Annotated in this window: 13 protein-coding genes; 3 read left to right on the top strand and 10 right to left on the bottom strand. The window is 74.1% G+C overall.

Features of this window, described 5'->3' with window-relative positions:
* Nucleotides 1-17 precede the first annotated feature (17 nt).
* Entirely contained in the window at nt 18-1250 is a 1233-nt protein-coding gene (locus tag AB0B02_RS05345) for an SLC13 family permease (RefSeq protein ID WP_281941550.1), read from the bottom strand.
* 109 nt (nt 1251-1359) lie between these two features.
* On the opposite strand from AB0B02_RS05345, the gene AB0B02_RS05340 reads away from it, so the two are divergent.
* Nucleotides 1360-7140 carry a TIR domain-containing protein gene (locus AB0B02_RS05340; RefSeq protein ID WP_357297029.1) on the top strand — a complete coding sequence of 1927 codons (5781 nt, stop codon included), beginning with the start codon at nt 1360-1362 and terminating at the stop codon, nt 7138-7140.
* On the opposite strand, the gene AB0B02_RS05335 is transcribed toward AB0B02_RS05340, so the two are convergent.
* The 6 genes from AB0B02_RS05335 to smpB form a co-directional block, all read right to left on the bottom strand.
* Nucleotides 7100-7735, bottom strand: coding sequence for a GNAT family N-acetyltransferase (locus AB0B02_RS05335; RefSeq protein WP_357297027.1), 636 nt, complete (start codon nt 7733-7735; stop codon nt 7100-7102). The two genes, AB0B02_RS05340 and AB0B02_RS05335, sit on opposite strands and share 41 nt — an antisense overlap.
* 95 nt (nt 7736-7830) lie before the next feature.
* On the bottom strand, nt 7831-9066 hold the full coding sequence (locus AB0B02_RS05330; RefSeq protein ID WP_357297024.1) for a family 16 glycosylhydrolase: 1236 nt from the start codon (nt 9064-9066) through the stop codon (nt 7831-7833).
* A gap of 114 nt (nt 9067-9180) precedes the next feature.
* Nucleotides 9181-10443, bottom strand: a complete 1263-nt coding sequence (locus tag AB0B02_RS05325) for an MFS transporter (RefSeq protein ID WP_281941543.1) — start codon at nt 10441-10443, stop codon at nt 9181-9183.
* A complete protein-coding gene (locus AB0B02_RS05320; protein WP_281941542.1) occupies nt 10440-11015 on the bottom strand; it encodes a helix-turn-helix domain-containing protein in 576 nt (191 codons plus the stop codon). Before AB0B02_RS05320 ends, AB0B02_RS05325 begins: the two co-directional genes overlap by 4 nt.
* A gap of 46 nt (nt 11016-11061) precedes the next feature.
* Nucleotides 11062-11499 carry a VOC family protein gene (locus AB0B02_RS05315; RefSeq protein ID WP_281941541.1) on the bottom strand — a complete coding sequence of 146 codons (438 nt, stop codon included), beginning with the start codon at nt 11497-11499 and terminating at the stop codon, nt 11062-11064.
* Between the two features lie 78 nt (nt 11500-11577).
* Nucleotides 11578-12069: an SsrA-binding protein SmpB gene (gene smpB / locus AB0B02_RS05310; protein ID WP_357297021.1), complete on the bottom strand. Its 492-nt coding sequence runs from the start codon at nt 12067-12069 to the stop codon at nt 11578-11580.
* Nucleotides 12070-12202: 133 nt separating this feature from the next.
* Between smpB and AB0B02_RS05305 the strand changes: the two genes are divergently transcribed.
* Nucleotides 12203-13075 carry an NAD(P)-dependent oxidoreductase gene (locus AB0B02_RS05305; RefSeq protein WP_281941539.1) on the top strand — a complete coding sequence of 291 codons (873 nt, stop codon included), beginning with the start codon at nt 12203-12205 and terminating at the stop codon, nt 13073-13075.
* Nucleotides 13076-13239: 164 nt separating this feature from the next.
* Here AB0B02_RS05305 and AB0B02_RS05300 read toward each other — a convergent pair whose 3' ends face one another.
* From AB0B02_RS05300 to AB0B02_RS05290, 3 genes are read right to left on the bottom strand one after another with little or no spacing between them, the layout of a single operon-like run.
* On the bottom strand, nt 13240-13875 hold the full coding sequence (locus AB0B02_RS05300; RefSeq protein WP_281941538.1) for a lysoplasmalogenase: 636 nt from the start codon (nt 13873-13875) through the stop codon (nt 13240-13242).
* Nucleotides 13872-14699 (bottom strand): sterol desaturase family protein, encoded by an 828-nt coding sequence (locus AB0B02_RS05295; RefSeq protein WP_357297018.1) that lies wholly within the window; start codon nt 14697-14699, stop codon nt 13872-13874. Before AB0B02_RS05295 ends, AB0B02_RS05300 begins: the two co-directional genes overlap by 4 nt.
* Nucleotides 14696-15427, bottom strand: a complete 732-nt coding sequence (locus tag AB0B02_RS05290; RefSeq protein WP_357297016.1) for a GntR family transcriptional regulator — start codon at nt 15425-15427, stop codon at nt 14696-14698. Before AB0B02_RS05290 ends, AB0B02_RS05295 begins: the two co-directional genes overlap by 4 nt.
* A 145-nt stretch (nt 15428-15572) precedes the next feature.
* Between AB0B02_RS05290 and htpG the strand changes: the two genes are divergently transcribed.
* Nucleotides 15573-17465 carry a molecular chaperone HtpG gene (gene htpG, locus AB0B02_RS05285; RefSeq protein ID WP_357297014.1) on the top strand — a complete coding sequence of 631 codons (1893 nt, stop codon included), beginning with the start codon at nt 15573-15575 and terminating at the stop codon, nt 17463-17465.
* Nucleotides 17466-17579: the final 114 nt, after the last annotated feature.

The following is a 17579-nucleotide window of genomic DNA, read 5'->3' as shown; positions in this document are numbered from 1 at the left end:
CCGACGCGCGGGACGGGTCAGGCGCCGGGGCCGATCAGCAGCGCGGCCACCGTACCCGCCGTGGCGAGGGCGGCCAGTGCGGCGCTGGTCGCCACGAACCGGCCCAGCGGCACCGCCACGCCGGCGGCCCGGCAACGCTCGTACCAGATCAGCGTGGCCAGGGACGCCCATGGTGTGGCCAGCGGACCCACGTTCGTGCCGATCAGCAGCGCCAGCAGTTGGGTGTGCCGGTCGGCGGCGATCACCGCCTCGCCGGCCACGTACGCCGGCAGGTTGTTGACCACGTTGCTGAACAGCGCGCCGACCGCGCCCGCCCGCAGCGCCCCCTCCGCACCCGGATCGGCGCCGATCAGCGCGCCCATCACGCCGTCCAGGCCGTGCCGGCCGATGGTTTGCACCACCAGGAACAGGCCGGTGACGAACACCAGCAGCCGCCACGGCACCAGCGCCGGCCGCAGCCGGTGCCGGGCGCGTGCCGCGAAGCCGGCCACCACGATCGCGGCGGCCACCCCGGAGGCGACGCCGATCTCCACCCCGGCCAGGACGCCGCCGACGAAGAGCAGGCAGGCGGCCAGCGCGGTGCGGTAGAGCAACCGGTCCGGCGCCACGTACGGCGGCGGCGGGACGAACGGGTCGGCCCCGGCGCGGGCCGGTCGCCAGTACCACCACCACAGCAGCAGCATGGTGATCGCGATGGCGACGAGCTGCGGCCACCACATCCGGGCCGCCCACGGCACCGGGTCCAGGCCGATCCGGTCGCTGGCCAGGATGTTTGTCAGGTTGGACACCGGCAGCAGCAGGCTCGCCGTGTTGGCCAGCCAGACCGTGGTCATGGCCAGCGGCGTCGGCGGCACGTTCAGCGTCCGGGCCAGCGCGATCATCACCGGCGTCAGCAGCACCGCGGTGGTGTCCAGGTTGAGCGCGATGGTGGTGACCGAGGCGAAACCGACGCAGAGCCAGAACAGCGCCCGGAAGCTGCCCCGCGCGGTGATCGCCACCCGGGCGGCGAGCGCGTCGAACACACCGGCCACCGCGGTCAGCTCGGCCAGCACCACCACCGTGCCGAGAAAGATCAGAATGGGCACGATCCGGCGTACGGTGGCCTCGGCGTCGGCGCGGGGGAGCAGCCCGGTGAGCACGCAGAACACGCCGACCACGGCCAGCCCGATCGCGATCCAGTCGAGCACGTGCAGCCGGCTCCGACGGGATCGGTCCGGCGCGGCGGACGGCGGATCGCCGACGGTCTCCACGAACGACGATCCTCGCACATCCGCCCCGACCGGTCCGGACCGACGTGGGACGGCATGCCGAGCTGCCGAGGGTGTCGATCTGTTGACCGTCGGTGGTCATAATGACCACGTGGCTGTAGGCGCGCACCCCACCCGGTCCGACCGCCCCATCGACTTCTTCATCAGCTATTCGCCGGCCGACGAACGCTGGGCGACGTGGCTGGCGTGGGAGTTCGAGACCGCCGGCTACCGCACGATGATCCAGGCGTGGGACTTCGTGGCCGGCACCAACTTCATCGACTTCATGGACCGCGGGGTCCGTGAGGCCGAGGTGGTGGTGGCGGTGCTGTCCGAACGCTACCTGCACTCCACGTACGGCAAGCTGGAGTGGCAGGCGGCGTTGCGCGCCGACCCGGACGGCACCGGCAACAAGCTGGTCACCGTGCGGGTCGAGGACTGCCCGATCGACGGTCTGCTCGCCACCATCACCTACGTCGACCTGGTCGGCGTGGACGACCCGGCGCAGGCGCGCGCCCGGGTGCTGGACCGGATCCGGGAGGCGCTCGACGGTCGGGCCAAGCCGATGCGGCAACCGGCGTTCCCGCACCACCCGGACGATCCGGCCGGCCTGCTCGCCGCGCCCGCCGCCGGTACGCCCGCGCAGCGTCGCCCCCGGCGTACCCCGATCAACCCGCCGCCGTTTCCGCCGGCCGCGGTGGCGCCGCCCACGGCGCGCGACACCGTCACGGTGCTCCAGGTGGCCGGGCCCCGGTTCGGCCGCGGCGTGCTCGACCCGGGCGCCCCGGTCACCCCCGGCGAGGTGCAGGAGCACCTGATGGGTGACCTGACGCTGCTGATGAACGACGGGGTGCCCCGACCCGACCTGCTGGTGGTGGCCGGCAACCTGACCGAGTCCGGCAGTCCGCGCGAGTTCTCCGACGCGTTGAGCTTCCTCACCGGGCTGCGGGTGCTGCTCGGCCTGGAACCGCACCGCCTCGTGGTGGTGCCCGGCCCGCGGGACGTGACGATGGCCGCCTGCCGGGCGTACTTCGCCACCTGCGAGGCCGACGACGTCGACCCGCAGCCGCCCTACTGGCCCAAGTGGCGGCACTACGCGCGGCTCTTCGACGACCTCTACCAGGGGCTCGACGACCGGCTCTTCGACAGCGAACAGCCCTGGACGCTGTTCGGAATCCCCGACCTGCGGGTGGTGGTGGCCGGGCTGAACTCCACCATCGCCATCACCCATCGTGAGGAGGACCGCTACGGTTTCCTCGGCGAGGCCCAGTCGAGCTGGTTCGCCCAGCGGCTGCGCCACTACCAGCAGTCCGGCTGGCTGCGGCTGGGCGCGATGGCGCACGCCCCCGGCCCGCGCAGCCCGTACGCCGACGAGGCCCCGCCGGACCGGGTGTCGCTGCGCGACCGTGGCTCGGTCAACCGGCTGGTCGGCCCGATGCTCAACCTGCTGATCTCCGACGCGGCGCCGGCCGGCCGGGTCGACCCGGTGGTGCCGCTGGCCGCCGCGCCGCGCGACGGCCGGGCGCAGGTGCTGCGGCTCGGCGCGGACGGGATGACCCGCTGGGTGCTGGGCCGCGACGACCGCCTGGACGTCGGCGAGTCGACGGCGGTGAGCTGGCCGCGCGCCGGGGCCACGTTCGGCGCGGCCGGCCCGGCCCAGGTGCCCGACCCCAGGCGACCGGCCCTGGTGGAGGGCGCCACCCAGGGCGGGGCGCCGGCCGCGGCGGCGACGCCGGCGGCGCCGGTGGAGCGGCTGCTGGACCGGCTCGCCGAGGTGTGCGAGGCCCGCTACGACCGGGTGGTGGTGCGGCGTGTCGACGGCGACCCGCCGCACCTGTACGTCAGCTACCGCTCCGACGGGGTGGTCCGGCAGCAGCGGGTCGGCGCGCACGTGGGCACGCCGGGGCCGGACGACGTGGACCGGTTCGCCCGTCGGGTGCACGCCACCGACCCGGACATCGGGTCCGAGCTGGTCTACGACGGCGACCGCGTGCCGCGCGGGCTGGCCGAGGAGGCGCAGCGGCGCGGCGTGCGCGTGCTGCACCTGACCGAGTTCCAGGGCCTGCTGGACCTGCGCGACTACGTGGCCGCGCAGACCGCCCGGCTCCAGGCCGACCGGCTCTACCCGCCCGGGCAGTACGTCCCCCAGCGCTACCGCCACCTGGTCGGCGCGGACCAGCGGGTCCGCGAGGACGTGGTGGACGAACTGCTGGAGACCGTCTCCGCCCCGGACGGCCGGTTCGTGCTGGTGCTCGGTGACTTCGGCCGGGGCAAGACGTTCGCGCTGCGGGAGGTGGCCCGCCGGCTGCCCACCGCCGCACCGGACCTGATCCCGATCCTGGTCGAGCTGCGCGCGCTGGACAAGGCGCACTCGGTGGACGGCCTGGTCGCCGCGCACCTGGCCAACCACGGTGAGCAGGTGATCGACCTCAAGGCGTTCCGGTACATGCTGCGGCAGGGCCGGATCGTGCTGCTCTTCGACGGGTTCGACGAGCTGGTGGCCCGGGTGACCTACGACCGGGCGGCCGACCACCTGGAGACGCTGCTCCAGGCCGCCGAGGGCGCGGCGAAGATCGTGGTGAGCAGCCGGACCCAGCACTTCAAGACCAACTCGCAGGTGCTGACCGCGTTGGGCGAGCGGGTCGGCCTTCTGCCGCACCGCCGGGTGCTGGCGGTGGAGGACTTCACCCCCGGCCAGATCGAGGCGTTCCTGCGGCACCGCTACGACGGCGACGAGGCCGCCGCCCGCGAGCGGATGAGTCTGCTGGCCGGCGTCAAGGATCTGCTCGGCCTGTCCCGTAACCCGCGCATGCTCGGGTTCATCGCCAACCTGGACGAGGGCCGGCTGGCCGCGGTGGCCGGCGCCGGCGGCACGTTCAGCGCCGCCGCGCTCTACCGGGAGATCCTGGAGTCCTGGCTGGACTTCGAGGAACGGCGCACCCAGGGCATCCCGGGGGCCCCGGTCAGCCTGCGCCGGCCGGAGCTGTGGCAGGCGGTGAGCCGGCTGGCGTTCCAGCTCTGGGAGAGCGGCGAGTCCTACCTGCGGCTCGCCGAGCTGACCGAGTCCACCGGCCAGCTCGCCGGGCGGGCCGAGTCGAGGCTGTCCGGGCCGCAGGCCGCGCACGCGGTCGGCGCGGGCAGCCTGCTGGTCCGCACCGACGACGGGCTGTTCGGCTTCATCCACACCTCGGTGATGGAGTGGCTGGTCGCCGACGGCGTCGCCGAGCAGCTCAACCGGGGCGAGGAGCCGACCGCGCTGGCGGTCCGGTCGCTGTCCGCGCTGGCCGTGGAGTTCCTCGGCGACCTCGCCGACCCGGCCCGCTGCACCGCGTGGACGGCCCGGGTGCTCGGCGACGAGTCGGCCGGCGAGACGCTGCGCGCGAACGCCCTGCGGCTGTCCGCCCGGCTGCGCCTGCCCGACCGGGCCGACCTGCGCGGCGCGGTGCTGCGCGGCGAGGACCTGTCGCACCGGGAACTGGCCGGCGCGGACCTGACCGGCGCGGACCTCACCGACACCCGGCTGGTGGCGACCAACCTGACCGAGGCGCGGCTGGAACACGCCCGGCTGCGCGGCGCGCGCCTGGACCAGGCGCGGCTCGCCGGGGCGGACCTGCGCGGCGCGGAGCTGGCCGGCGCCCGGCTGTTCCGGGCCGACCTGCGCGGCGCGCGGATCGCCGGCAGCAGCTGGCACCGCACCGCGCTGATCGACGTGAGCGCCGACCCGGCGTTGCTGCGCGCGCCGGAGCTGCGCGGCGCGGTCGTCGCGCCGGGCCGGCCGGTCGCGCCCGGGCTGGCGCCGCCCGCGGTGGGCGTCGGGTACGGCTTCGAGGTGGGCCGGCTGCCGGTGCCGGTGGCGTACAGCCCGGACGGCGCAGTGCTGGCGGTGGGCAGCGACGACGGCGGCGTGCTGCTCTGCGACACGGCCACCGGACTGCCGGTGCGCACGCTCCAGGGGCACCGCTCCCGGGTCTACGCGGTCCGCTACGACGCCGCCTCGCACCAGCTCGTCACCGGCGCGGCCGACCTGACCGTACGGCTGTGGGACGCCGACCACGGCGACGTGCGGCACGTCATCGAGGACGTCTTCGCGGGCTGGGTGTGGCCGCTGCTCACCGACGAGCGCCGGGGCCGGCTGGTGGTCGGCGACGCGGCCGGCGTGGTCCGGCTCTTCGACACCCGCACCGCGCGGCTGCGCCACGAGTGGCCGGGGCACGACGCGCCGATCTGGGGCACCTCGTTCAGTCCGGACGGCCGGCGGGTGGTGGTGGTGGACAGCGCCGGCGCGGTCCGCGGCTGGGACATCCACACCGGCCGGCTCGCGTTCGAGGTGCGGGAGCCGGAGGTGGTCTACCGGGTGGTGCACTCGCCGGACGGCCGGCTGCTGGCCGCCGTCGGGCAGCACGGCCGGGTCTGGGTCCGCCGGGCCTCCGACGGCGAGTTGCTGCGGCAGCCGCGCGGCCACGAGGCCGACGTGTACGCGCTGGACATCAGCCCCGACGGCACGCTGATGGCCACCGGCGACACGCACGGCGCGCTGCGGCTGTGGGAGACCGAGACCGGCCGGCCGGTCCGGGTGCTCGGCCGGCAGCGCGGCGCGATCTACAGCGTCCGGTTCAACGGCGACGGCAGCCTGCTCGCCACCGCCGCCAGCGACGGCGCGATCCAGCTCTGGGACACCGCCGACGGCCAGGTGCGGCACGAGTTGACCCGGCACCGCGGCTCGGTCTGGCCGGTGGTCTGGCGGCCGGACCAGAACCAGGTGGCGACCAGTAGCAACGACGGCACCACCCGGCTGTGGGACGTGCGCAGCGGGCAGCTCCAGCACACGCTGCGCGGGCACGGCCGGCGGGTCACCGCGCTCTCCTTCCGCGACGACGGGGAGGTGCTGGCCGCCTGCGGCAACGACGGCGTGGTCCGGCTCTGGGAGCCGCGCACCGGTCGCCTGCTGCGGCAGCTCGCCACCCCCGCCGACCGCCTGCTCTCGGTGGTCTTCTGCCCGGACGAGGCGCTGGTCGCCACGCCCAGCGGCGACGGCGCCGTGCACCTGTGGAACACCGACACCGGCGCGGACGAGCGGGAACTCAACGTGGACACCGACCACGTCTGGGCGGTCGCGTTCAGCCCCGACGGCGACGCCCTGGCCACCGCGAACGACGACGACACGGTCCGCCTCTGGTACCGCCGCACCGGCCGGCACTTCGCCACGCTCACCCCGCACCGGGGTCGGGTCCGCACGGTGGCGTTCAGCCCGGACGGCGAGACCATCGCCACCGGCTGCGACGACCAGATGGTCCGGCTGTGGGACGCGGCCACCGCCACCTGCCGGCTGACCCTGGAGCACCACACCGAACGGGTCTACTCGATCGGCTTCAACAGCGAGGGAACGCTGCTGGCCAGCGCCGGCAACGACGGCACCGCGGTGGTGTGGGACGTGGCCACCGGGGAGGCGCGCACGGTGCTCACCGAGCACACCGGCCGGCTCTGGTCGTGCGCGTTCAGCCCGGACGGCAACCTGCTCGCCACCGCCGGCGACGACCTGGTGATCCGGCTCTGGGACCCGGGCACCGGGCGGCTGCACGGCACCCTCGCCGCGCACACCCGGCGGGTCTGGTCGGTGCACTTCAGCCCGGACAGCAGCCTGCTGGCCAGCGCCGGCGACGACGGCACGGTCCGGCTGTGGGACGTGGCCGACCCGGAGCACGCCCAGTTGCGGACCACGCTGATCGGTCTGCCGGACGGCTGGGCGGCGGTCAGCCCGGACGGCCGCTACAAGCTGGACGGCGACCCGGGCGGCCAGTTCTGGCACGTCATCGGCACCTGCCGCTTCGAGGTCGGCGAACTGGACCCCTACCTCACCCAGGTCCGCCGTCTGGCCGTCGACGCCCCCTTCTGACCGCCCCCGCCGGGCCCGTCCAGCGGACCTCGCCGTCGTGCCACACGTCCGTCCGGGCCAGACCGCAGGCGGTGGCCACCGCCGCCGACGCGCGGTGGTCGGGATGGATGTGGGCCACGAGGGTACGCACACCGCGCCGCCCGAGCCAGCCGGTCATTCCCCGGGCGGCCTCGGTGGCGATCCCGCGTCCCTGCCAGGGCGTGCCCACCACCCAGGCGATCTCCGCGACCGGCCCGCCGCCGACCGGCTCCGTGTCGTCGCGGTGCCGGTGCCCGACCGCCCGGGCGCCCGCCGTGGCCGGGTGCCGGGGCGGGCCCACGGGCGCGGTGACGGTGGCCTGGACGAACCCGGCCAGCGGGCCGTCGTCGCGGAGCTGGATGACCCAGTTGCACCACGACTCCGCCGGGTCGGGGGAGCCGGCGACCAGCCGCTCGTAGCGGGCGCGCAGCCCCGCCGGGTCGGCGGGGCTGCCGCCGATGAAGGTGTGCAGCGCCGGGTCGGCGAGCACGGCGGACATCTCCTCGGCGTGCGCGACGGCCAGCGGCAGCAGGAGCAGCCGGTCGGTGGGGACGACTCCGGTGGTGAACCCGCTCATGGCGTCGCCGTCTCGGGAGAGGGGTGGGGATGGCGCCGCGTCATCGTACCGGCGGGGCGGGCGGTGGGCGCCGCCCGCCCCGGCTCACCGGCCGGTCAGCGCCGCCACTTCTGGTTGGCGCCGCCGGTGCAGTCCCAGATCTGCAACCTGGTGCCGTCGGCCGAGCTGTTGCCGGTGGCGTCCAGGCACTTGTTGGCCTGCGGGTTCACGATGTCGCCGGCCGCGCTGAACACCCACTTCTGCGCGCCGGAGCCGTTGCAGTCGTAGAGCTGCACCTTGGCGCCGCTGGCGGTCGAACCGGAGGCCACGTCGAGGCACTTGCCGAGCGCGCGCACCGAGCCGTCGGCGTTCCAGGTCCAGCGCTGGGCGGCGGTGCCGTTGCAGGTCCAGAGCTGCACGGCGGTGCCGTTGGCGGTGTTCGCGCTCGCCACGTCGACGCACTTGTTGCCGAACCCGACGATCGGCCCGCCGGTGCCCCCGCCGCCGGTGTCCCAGGCCTGCACGCGGACGTAGTCGACGGTCATGGTCTGCGGGAACGTGGTGGAGCCGTCCGGTGAGCCGGGCCAGTTGCCGCCGACCGCCACGTTCATGATCATGAAGAACGGGTGGTCGAAGACCCAGCGGTTGCCGCCCGCGTCGGCCGGCGTCTTGCGCGAGTAGGCTACGCCGTCGAGATACCAGGTGATCGAGTCGGGGGCCCAGTCGACGGCGAAGGTGTGGAACGCGTCGGCGAGCGCCTGGCCGTTCGGCAGCGAGGTGGACGCGCCGATGCCGTTGGCCCCGGAGTAGCCCGGGCCGTGCAGCGTGCCCCACACCGTGGAGGGGGCGTAGCCGACGTTCTCCATGATGTCGATCTCGCCGCTGTTGGGCCACGGGTTGCTGCCGATGTCGTTGCCGAGCATCCAGAACGCCGGCCACAGCCCCTGCCCGCGCGGGATCTTGATGCGTGCCTCGAACCGGCCGTACGCCTGGGCGAACGTGCCGTTGGTGAGCAGCCGGGCCGAGGTGTACTGGCAGCTTCCGTACCAGCAGCCGTAGCCGGCCGGGTTCTCCTTGCGGGCGGTGATGACCAGGTTGCCGTTGCCGTCGAGCGCGGCGTTGCGGGTGCTGTTGGTGTAGTACTGCAACTCGTTGTTGCCCCAACCGCCGCCGCCGATGTCGTAACGCCACTTGCTCGCGTCGGGGGCGGCGCCGGCCGGGCCGGTGAAGTCGTCGGACCAGGTGACCGCGCCGGGGGCGGCCATCGCCGGGGTGCTCGGGACGGTGGTGAGGGCGGCCGTGAGGCCGACCGCCGCCATCGCCAGGGCGGCGACGGTACGGATACTGCGCACGGGGTGCCTCCTGCGGTGGTGGGTCCGCCTACCGTCCGGGCGGCCGGCCCCGCAGAACGGTAAACAAACTATAAAGATAACCTTCGATGAAGGTATGAACGAAGTCACCCGTTGTCAAGAGAGCGCTTCCTCCGGCACGGCGCGCCGTGGCGCCGGCACCGGTCGGCGCATCCCGCGCCACGGGCCGCCGAGCAGCGGGGTCAGCACCACCAGCAGGTAGCAGGCGCCGATGGTGAGCAGCGTGGGCGTGGTGCCGAACCGGTCGGCGGCCAGCCCGGCGCCCAACGCGCCCAACGGCATCGCCGCCCAGGCGCCGGCGCCGATCACCCCGTACACCCGGGCCCGCATGGCCGCCGGCACCCGCTCCAGCTCCACCGCGCCCATCAGCGGATTGAGCGCGCCGGCGGCCAGCCCGGCCACCGCGACGACCGCGACCACCACCGGCAACGGCGGCGCGGCGGCGAGCGCCCACAGCGGCGGTGCGCCGCAGATCGCGTACGCGGTGACGAACGTGGCCCGGCGGGGCAGCCGGTGCCCGATCGCGCTGAACACCAACGAGCCGACCAGCGCGCCGCCGCCCATGACGCCGACCAGCAGGCCGAACGCGGCCGGCCCGCCCAGCTCGCGGTCGGCCACCACCGGCAGCAGCACGTTGCTCTTGGCCGCGTCGAACAGGTTCGTGACCAGCACCAGCAGCACCATGGCGCGCAGCAGCGGCTCCCGGGCCAGGAAGCGCAGCCCGGCGGCGAACTGTCGCCAGTAGCCGCCGGTCTCCGGCTCGGCCTCCTCGGTGGACGGACGCAGGCCGCGCGGCACCAGCAGCGTCACGACCAGCGCCGAGACGGCGAACGTGGCCGCGTCCACGGCCAGCACCGGCAGCGCGCCCAGCACGCCGACCAGCAGACCGGCCACCGGGGCGCCGATCATGCGCGCGCCCCGCGACGTCGCCTCGTGCCAGCCGATCGCCCGCTCGATCGGCACTCCGGCCGCGCTCGCCGCCTCCGGCAGCAACGCGGTGCGGGCGGTCTGGCCCGGCGTGTCCAGCAGCCCGCTGACGAAGACCAGCGCCAGCAGCGCCGGGAACGGCAGGCCGACGGTGGCGTGCAGCAGCGGCACGGCGGCGACCGTCACGCCGGAGACCACGTCGGCCAGCACGCTGGACCGGCGGTAACCGATCCGGTCGACCAGCACGCCGCCGAACGCGCCGCCGAGCACCACCGGCGCGGTGGCGAACGCGCCGGCCAGCCCGGTGGCCGCCGGTGAGCCGGTCTCGGCGAGCACGTAGAGCGGCAGCGCGATGAGCGTCAGCACGTTGCCGGTCAGCGAGACGGCATGCCCGATCAGCAGCCCGGCCAGCGGCCGGCGGTCCCGGGTCACTGTGGCCCCCGGTAGGCCTGCCAGATCAGCGTGACCATCTCCGCGCCCGGCCGGCCGGACGCGCCGCGCGCCTGCCAGCGTCGGCCCAGCTCGGACAGCTCGTCGCGCAGCTCGCCCAGCTCGTCGGGGGTCAGGTGCAGCACCGTGTCGCTGCTGGTGGTGCCGCGCACCCAGGCCAGATCGAGGCTCGCCTCCGACTCCAGGTAGGCCTGGTAGCGGGCCACGTACCGCTCCATGGCGGCGCGGCGCAGCAGGTCGCCGGCGAGCCGGCGTTCCGGGTCGTCGAGCAGCTCGACCGGGTCCCAGTCGGTGGTGGCGTGCGCCGCCCGCCACCACCGTTCGCGGCGGTCGCGGGCCAGGTCGGGAGCCTCGGTCACGAAGCCGTGCTCGGCCAGCTTGCCGACGTGGTAGCTGACCGAGCCGACCGCCTCGCCGGTGCGCTCGCTCAACATGCCCACGGTCTGCGGGCCGCGCAGGCGCAGCTCGCCCAGCAGCCGCAGCCGCGTGGGGTGGGCCAGCGCCCGCATGGCCCGTGGGTCGGTCAGGTGCACGTGGTTCGGCCGGTCCGCCATGCCGCCACGCTAGACCGACAAGAGATGAAGTACAAGATGTCTTGTATTAGTCGAGGCAGAACTCGTTGCCCTCCGGATCGGCCAGCACCAGGTGCCCGGCGCCGAGCGGCGGAGCGGGCTCGTGCCGGGCCACCCGGGTCGCCCCGAGCCCCACCAGCCGGTCGGCCGCCGCCTCCAGCGCCGCCATCCGGGCCGCGCCGGTCAGCCCGGGTGCGGCCCGGACGTCGAGGTGCACCCGGTTCTTGCCCCGTTTCGGCTCCGGCACCCGCTGGAAGAACAGCCGTGGTCCGGTGCCCTCGGGGTCGACCACGGCCGAGGCGTCGCCGTGCCGCTCCGGCGGCACGCCGAACGCGGTCAGCGCCTGCTCCCACGAGTCGAAGCCGTCCGGCGGCCCCTGCACCCGGTAATCGAGCGCCTCGGCCCAGAACGCGGCCAGTGCGGCCGGGTCGGCGCAGTCGAAGGTGAATTGCACGTCGAGGCCCATTGCGGCTCTCCTCTTCCTCGGGTCCCGGCCAGCCTTCCCGACGTAGCGGTCAGGAACTGACCGCGACCCGCGGGAGCGTCACGTCCGGCGCGTCGCCGCCCGGCCCTTGAGCCGGCGCCCCATCTCCCGGGCGATCTCCCGCTTGGCGTCCCGCTCGGCGAGCGCCTGACGCTTGTCGTACGACCGGCGTCCCCGGGCCAGGCCCAGCTCGACCTTGGCCCAGCCGTCCGCGAAATACATCGACAGCGGCACCAGCGTGACCCCGTCGTCGCGCAGCTTCTCCAGGATCCGGGCGATCTCCACCCGGTGCAGCAGCAACTTGCGGGTGCGCCGGGGCGCGTGGTTCGTCCAGGTGCCGAAGCCGTACTCGGCGATGTGCAGCCCGTAGAGCCAGAGTTCGCCGTCGCGCTCCTGGGCGAACGCGTCGACGAGCGACACCCGCCCCTCGCGCAGCGACTTCACCTCGGTGCCGGCCAGCACGATGCCCGCCTCGTAGGTCTTGAGGATGTCGTAGTCGTGCCGCGCCTTCTTGTTCGAGGCGATCGCCTTGCGCCCGTTCTCCCTGGCCACGCCGGCAGGATACCCGTCGGAGCGGGCCACGAGCGTCCCCGCGTGCCGGCCGTCCGGCCGCGGTCGGCGTTCGGAGTGCCCCCGCCCGGGCCGGCACCTAGGCTGGCCCGGACGGCGACGAGGGGAGCGGCGGATGACACGCGTGGCGGTGCTCGGGCTCGGCGGCATGGGTACGCCGATGGCGGCGAACCTGATCGGCGCCGGGCTGGACACGGTGGTCTGGAATCGGCACCCCGAGCCGGCCCACGCCCTCGCCGGGCGGGGCGCCGAGGTGGCCGCCGACCCGGCCGGGGCGGTCCGCCGGGCCGACGTGGCGGTGACCATGGTGACCGACGCGGACGCGGTGCACGCGATCGCGGTCGACCAGGGCATGCTCGCCGCCCTGCCGGCGGGTGCGGTGTGGGCGCAGATGAGCACCATCGGCGTGGCCGCGACCGAACGCCTCGCCGACCTGGTCGCCGCCGAACGGCCCGACGTCAGCCTGGTGGACGCGCCGGTGGCCGGCAGCCGCGGTCCCGCCGAGCAGGGCCGCCTCACCGTGCTCGCCTCCGGCCCGGAACAGGCCCGCGAGCGGGTCGCCCCGGTGTTCGACGCGATCGGGCAGCGGACGCTCTGGCTGGGCCCGACCGGCGCCGGCTCGCGACTCAAACTCGTCAACAACCTGCTGCTGGCGTTCGTCAACGAGGGGGTCGCCGCCGCGGTGGCGCTCGGCGACACGCTCGGCCTGGACCGCGACACGGTCCGGCAGGCGCTGGACGGCAGCCCGCTGGTCTCGCCCTGGGCGGCGGAGAAGCTGGCGCGGGTCGTCCGCGACGAGCACGGCGCCCAGTACTCGCTCGCGCTGGCGCTCAAGGACGTCGAGCTGGCGCTGGGCGAAGCGCCGCCGGGCAGCTTCCCGGCCGCCGAGGCGCTGGCCGCCGAGTGGCGGCACGCGGCGGAGCTCGGCCTCGGCGGCGACGACCTGACCGTGGTGACCCGCGCGCTCGGCGGGGGCGCGAACCGCTGATCCTCAACCGGAACCAGAGCTTCTCTTGGCCCGGCCCTACAGCGACAACCTGGCCGGCACCGCGACGCGCTCCCGGCGGACAACGAACTGCTCTCCGTGCCGGTCCGGGTCCGCTGAGGCGCGGGTGGCGGTGGGCGACTCCCGCGCACCGCCACCCACCCCGGTCAGACGGGCGCCACCTCCGGCTCACGGGCGGCCTCGACGCGGGCGGCCACCCAGCCGGTGGTGATCAGCAGCAGCGCGGCGCAGTAGGTGCCCATCACCAGCAGGCCCGCGCCGGGCAGCTCGGTGCCGGCCGCGCCCACGCCGATGAGCAGGTCGGAGACGAGGAAGAACGCGCCGCCGACCGCGACCCGCGCGGACACCCCGGTCGCGGCGGCGGCCATCAGGCAGAGCGCCAGGCTGTAGCCGAGCACCGGCAGCCGCAGCGGTCCCAAGGCGCCCCACAGCAGCGCGTTCCCGGCCGCCCAGGCGGCCAGGTAGCCGGCCCAGGCCAGCACCGGCGGCCGACCGCGACGCAGGAAACCGGTGAGGAACGCGAGCTGCGCGACCAGGAAGCACCCCATGCCGACCAGGAACGCGGCCGGTCCGGGCACGAGCAGCGCCACGTCCCCGGCGGTGGCGGCGACCAGCCCGGTCGCCACCGCGTCCCACCGGCGTCGGCGCTGAAGGAGGTACGCCAGCAGCACCGGCGCCAGCAGCGGCTTGGCCAGCCACTGGAGCACCGTCGAGTCGAGCGCCACCCCGACCAGCTCGACGGCGGCGACGAGCCCGAACAGGGGCAGCCAGGAACGCCTCACCGGGCCGGCTGCCAGCCGGGACGGCCCAGCAGGTAGCCGAGCCGGTGCCGCCAGCAGGAGGCCCGGCGTACGTCGGACCAGATCGCCGCGAACTCGTGCGTCGCCACCCGCAGCGGGTTGTAGGTGCCGATGTTCGTCGTCAGCCCGTAGCGCACCGCGGCCCGCTCCGGCTCGAAGCTGCCGAACAGTCGGTCCCAGACGATCAGGATGCCGCCGTAGTTGCGGTCCAGGTACTCGGTGTTGGAGCCGTGGTGCACCCGGTGGTGCGACGGGGTGTTGAAGACCCACTCGATCGGCCGGGGCAGCTTGCCGACCCGCTCGGTGTGCAGGAAGAACTGGTAGAGCAGGCTGATCGACTGCTGCAGGAAGATCATCCAGGGCGGGATGCCGAGCAGCGCCAGCGGCAGCCAGAACGGCAGCGAGGTCATCGGCGTCCAGCTCTGCCGCAGCGCGGTGGAGAGGTTGTAGTGGACGCTGGAGTGGTGGACCACGTGGCTGGCCCAGAGCACCCGCACCTCGTGGTGGGACCGGTGGAACCAGTAGTAGGCCAGGTCGTCGGCGAAGAAGAGGATCGCCCAGGTCCACCAGTCGCCGGGGGAGAGGTGCATCGGCGCGACCGTCCACAGGGCCGCGTAGAGGCCGACGGTGAGCAGCTTCCACGGGAAGCCGATGAGCTGGCTGCCCAGTCCCATCGACAGGCTGGTGGTGGTGTCGCGCAGCTCGTAGCCGCGCTCGTCGTCGTCGGGCAGGAATCGGTAGGAGACCGCCTCGATCACGATCAGCAGCAGGAACGCCGGGACGGCGTACAGCACGGCGGGGATCATGCGCGCGCTTCCCTTCCGGTGGTGGTGGGGGTGGTGGGGGTGGTGACCGGGGCGGTCAGCAGTGCCCGGGCGTGCCGGGCCGCCGCCGCGCCCTGACCGGACGCCACGGCGGCGGCGAGCCGGCGGTGACCGGCCACGTCGAGCAGTTCGGCGGCGCGGGCGTCCGGGGGGACGTCGCCGACCGCGAACGTGCCGGCCACCAGGCTGTTGAAGGCGAGCTGGTAGGCGGTGTTGCCGCTGCCCCGCACGACGAGTCGCCAGATGCGGATGTTCGCCTCGGCCATCCGGTCCAGGTCCGGCGCGAGCGCGCCGTACTCCTCGGCGGCCCGGACCAGCGCGGCGACCACCGCCTCGTCGCCGCGTTCGGCGCAGAGCCGGGCCGCGTCGACGCCGACGCACGCCCGCATCTCCAGCATGTCGCGGACCAGCGTCTCCACCGGGAGTACGTCGCCGGAGCGGGCCAGCGACAGCGCCAGGTCGAGCCCGGCGTGCACCCGCCAGTCGAGCACCCGGGTCGCGCCGCCCTGGCTGACCCGGACCAGGCCGAGCTGTTGCAGCCGGCGTAGCGCCTCCCGGACCGCGTGCCGGTTCACCGCGAACGCGGCGGCCAGCTCCCGCTCGCCGGGCAGCGTCTCGTCCGGGCGGTGCCGGCCGGCCACGATCGCGTCGCGGAGCTGGCCGAAGACGTGGTCGGAGACGGAGGCGCGCGGCGCGGGGGTGAAGGCCATGGCCAGCAGTGTGGCCCCGGACACATCAACTCGTCAACTGGTTGGACCAGTTTGATTTGCGGGGCCGGCCCGGCCGGTGGGTACCGTCGCGGTCACGCCTCGTATCCTTTTCCGCGGTAGGACCGCCACGGTGAAGGGAGTCGGTGTGAGCGACCGGGTCGAGACGTTGGAGTTCCAGGCCGAGGCGCGTCAGCTGTTGCAGCTGATGGTGCACTCGATCTACTCGAACAAGGACGTCTTCCTGCGTGAACTCATCTCGAACGCGTCCGACGCGCTGGACAAGCTGCGGCTGGAGTCGCTTGTCGACAAGGAGCTGTCGGCCGACACGTCCGACCTGCACATCGAGATCGAGACCGACGCCGAGGCCCGCACGCTGACCGTGCGGGACAACGGCATCGGCATGTCCCGCGACGAGGTGGTGGCGCTGATCGGCACCATCGCCAAGTCCGGCACCGCCGAGATGCTGCGCAAGCTGCGCGAGTCCAAGGACGCCGCCGCCTCGCAGGAGCTGATCGGCCAGTTCGGCGTCGGCTTCTACGCCACCTTCATGGTCGCCGACCGGGTGACGCTGCTGACCCGCCGGGCCGGGCAGACCGGTGGCACCCGTTGGGAGTCCACCGGCGAGGGCACCTACTCGGTGGAGGCGGTCGAGGAAGCGCCGCAGGGCACCTCCGTCACGCTGCACCTCAAGCCCGTCGACGCCGAGGACAACCTGCACGACTACGCCGCCGAGCGGACCATCCGGGAGATCGTCAAGCGCTACTCCGACTTCATCGCCTGGCCGATCCGGATGACCGTCGACAAGCCCGGCGAGGACGGCGAAACCACCCGCGAGGAGCAGACGCTCAACTCGATGAAGGCGCTCTGGGCGCGGTCCCGGGACGAGGTCGACGAGGCGGAGTACAAGGAGTTCTACCGGCACGTCGCGCACGACTGGGCGGACCCGCTGGAAACCATCCACATGCGCGGCGAGGGCACCTTCGAGTACGAGGCGCTGCTCTTCCTGCCCTCGCACGCCCCGGTCGACCTGTTCTCCCCGCAGGGCCGGCGCGGCGTGCAGCTCTACGTCAAGCGCGTGTTCATCATGGACGACTGCGAGGCGCTGATCCCGAACTACCTGCGCTTCGTCAAGGGCGTGGTGGACGCGCACGACCTGTCGCTGAACATCTCCCGCGAGATCCTCCAGCAGGACCGGCAGATCAGCGCCGTGCGTCGGCGGCTGGTCAAGAAGGTGCTCGCCACGCTCAAGGGCCTGCCGGCCGAGTCGTACCACACGTTCTGGACCGAGTTCGGGCCGGTGGTCAAGGAGGGCCTGCTGGAGGACGCGGACAACACCGACGCGTTGCTCGACCTGGTTCGCGCCGCCTCCACCCACGACCCGGCCGAGTTGACCACGCTGCGCGAATACGTGGAGCGGATGAAGGACGGCCAGACCGAGATCTACTACGCCACCGGCGACAACCGGGCCACCATCGAGAACTCCCCGCACCTGGAGGCGTTCCGGGCCAAGGGCTACGAGGTGCTGATCCTCACCGATCCGGTGGACGAGGTGTGGGTCGAGCGGGTCGGCGCGTACGACGGGAAGACGCTGCGGTCGGTGGCCAAGGGGCAGGTCGACCTGGAGACCGAGGAGGAGAAGGAGAAGGCCGAGGCGGAACGGCAGGAGTACGCCGAGCTGCTCACCTTCCTCGGCGGCGCGCTCGCCGACAGCGTCAAGGAGGTGCGCCTGTCCACCCGGCTGACCACGTCACCGGCCTGCGTGGTGGGCGACGCGTACGACATGACGCCGACGCTGGAGAAGATGTACCGGGCGATGGGCCAGGAGGTGCCCCAGGTCAAGCGCATCCTGGAGCTGAACCCGACCCACCCGCTGGTCACCGGGCTGCGCAAGGCGCACGGCGAGGGCGGCGACAGTGCCGCGCTGACCGAGACCGCCGAGCTGCTGTACGGCATGGCGCTGCTCGCCGAGGGCGGCGACCTCGCCGACCCGGCGCGCTTCACCCGGATCCTCGCCGACCGCCTCGCCCGCGGCCTCTAGAGGTGAAAGGAGGGGCGGGGGGGGGGGGGCGGGGGCGCGGCGGGGGGGGGGGCGGGGTGGTGGGCTGCGGGCAGCCGCGGCCGGGGATCGCGGGCTTCACCGAGCGGTGGCGGG

It is taken from the genome of Micromonospora sp. NPDC049240, from assembly GCF_040647835.1.
Lineage (GTDB): Bacteria > Actinomycetota > Actinomycetes > Mycobacteriales > Micromonosporaceae > Micromonospora.
Note: the sequence above shows the minus strand (reverse complement) of the source record. Positions and strands in the feature narration are given on the sequence as shown.

Bases quoted from the DNA above. Each gene is read 5' to 3' on its own strand.
- AB0B02_RS05335 (WP_357297027.1), bottom strand. From the start codon at position 7,735: ATGAGCGGGTTCACCACCGGAGTCGTCCCCACCGACCGGCTGCTCCTG.
- AB0B02_RS05320 (WP_281941542.1), bottom strand. From the start codon at position 11,015: ATGGCGGACCGGCCGAACCACGTGCACCTGACCGACCCACGGGCCATG.
- AB0B02_RS05315 (WP_281941541.1), bottom strand. From the start codon at position 11,499: ATGGGCCTCGACGTGCAATTCACCTTCGACTGCGCCGACCCGGCCGCA.
- AB0B02_RS05305 (WP_281941539.1), top strand. From the start codon at position 12,203: ATGACACGCGTGGCGGTGCTCGGGCTCGGCGGCATGGGTACGCCGATG.
- AB0B02_RS05295 (WP_357297018.1), bottom strand. From the start codon at position 14,699: ATGATCCCCGCCGTGCTGTACGCCGTCCCGGCGTTCCTGCTGCTGATC.
- AB0B02_RS05290 (WP_357297016.1), bottom strand. From the start codon at position 15,427: ATGGCCTTCACCCCCGCGCCGCGCGCCTCCGTCTCCGACCACGTCTTC.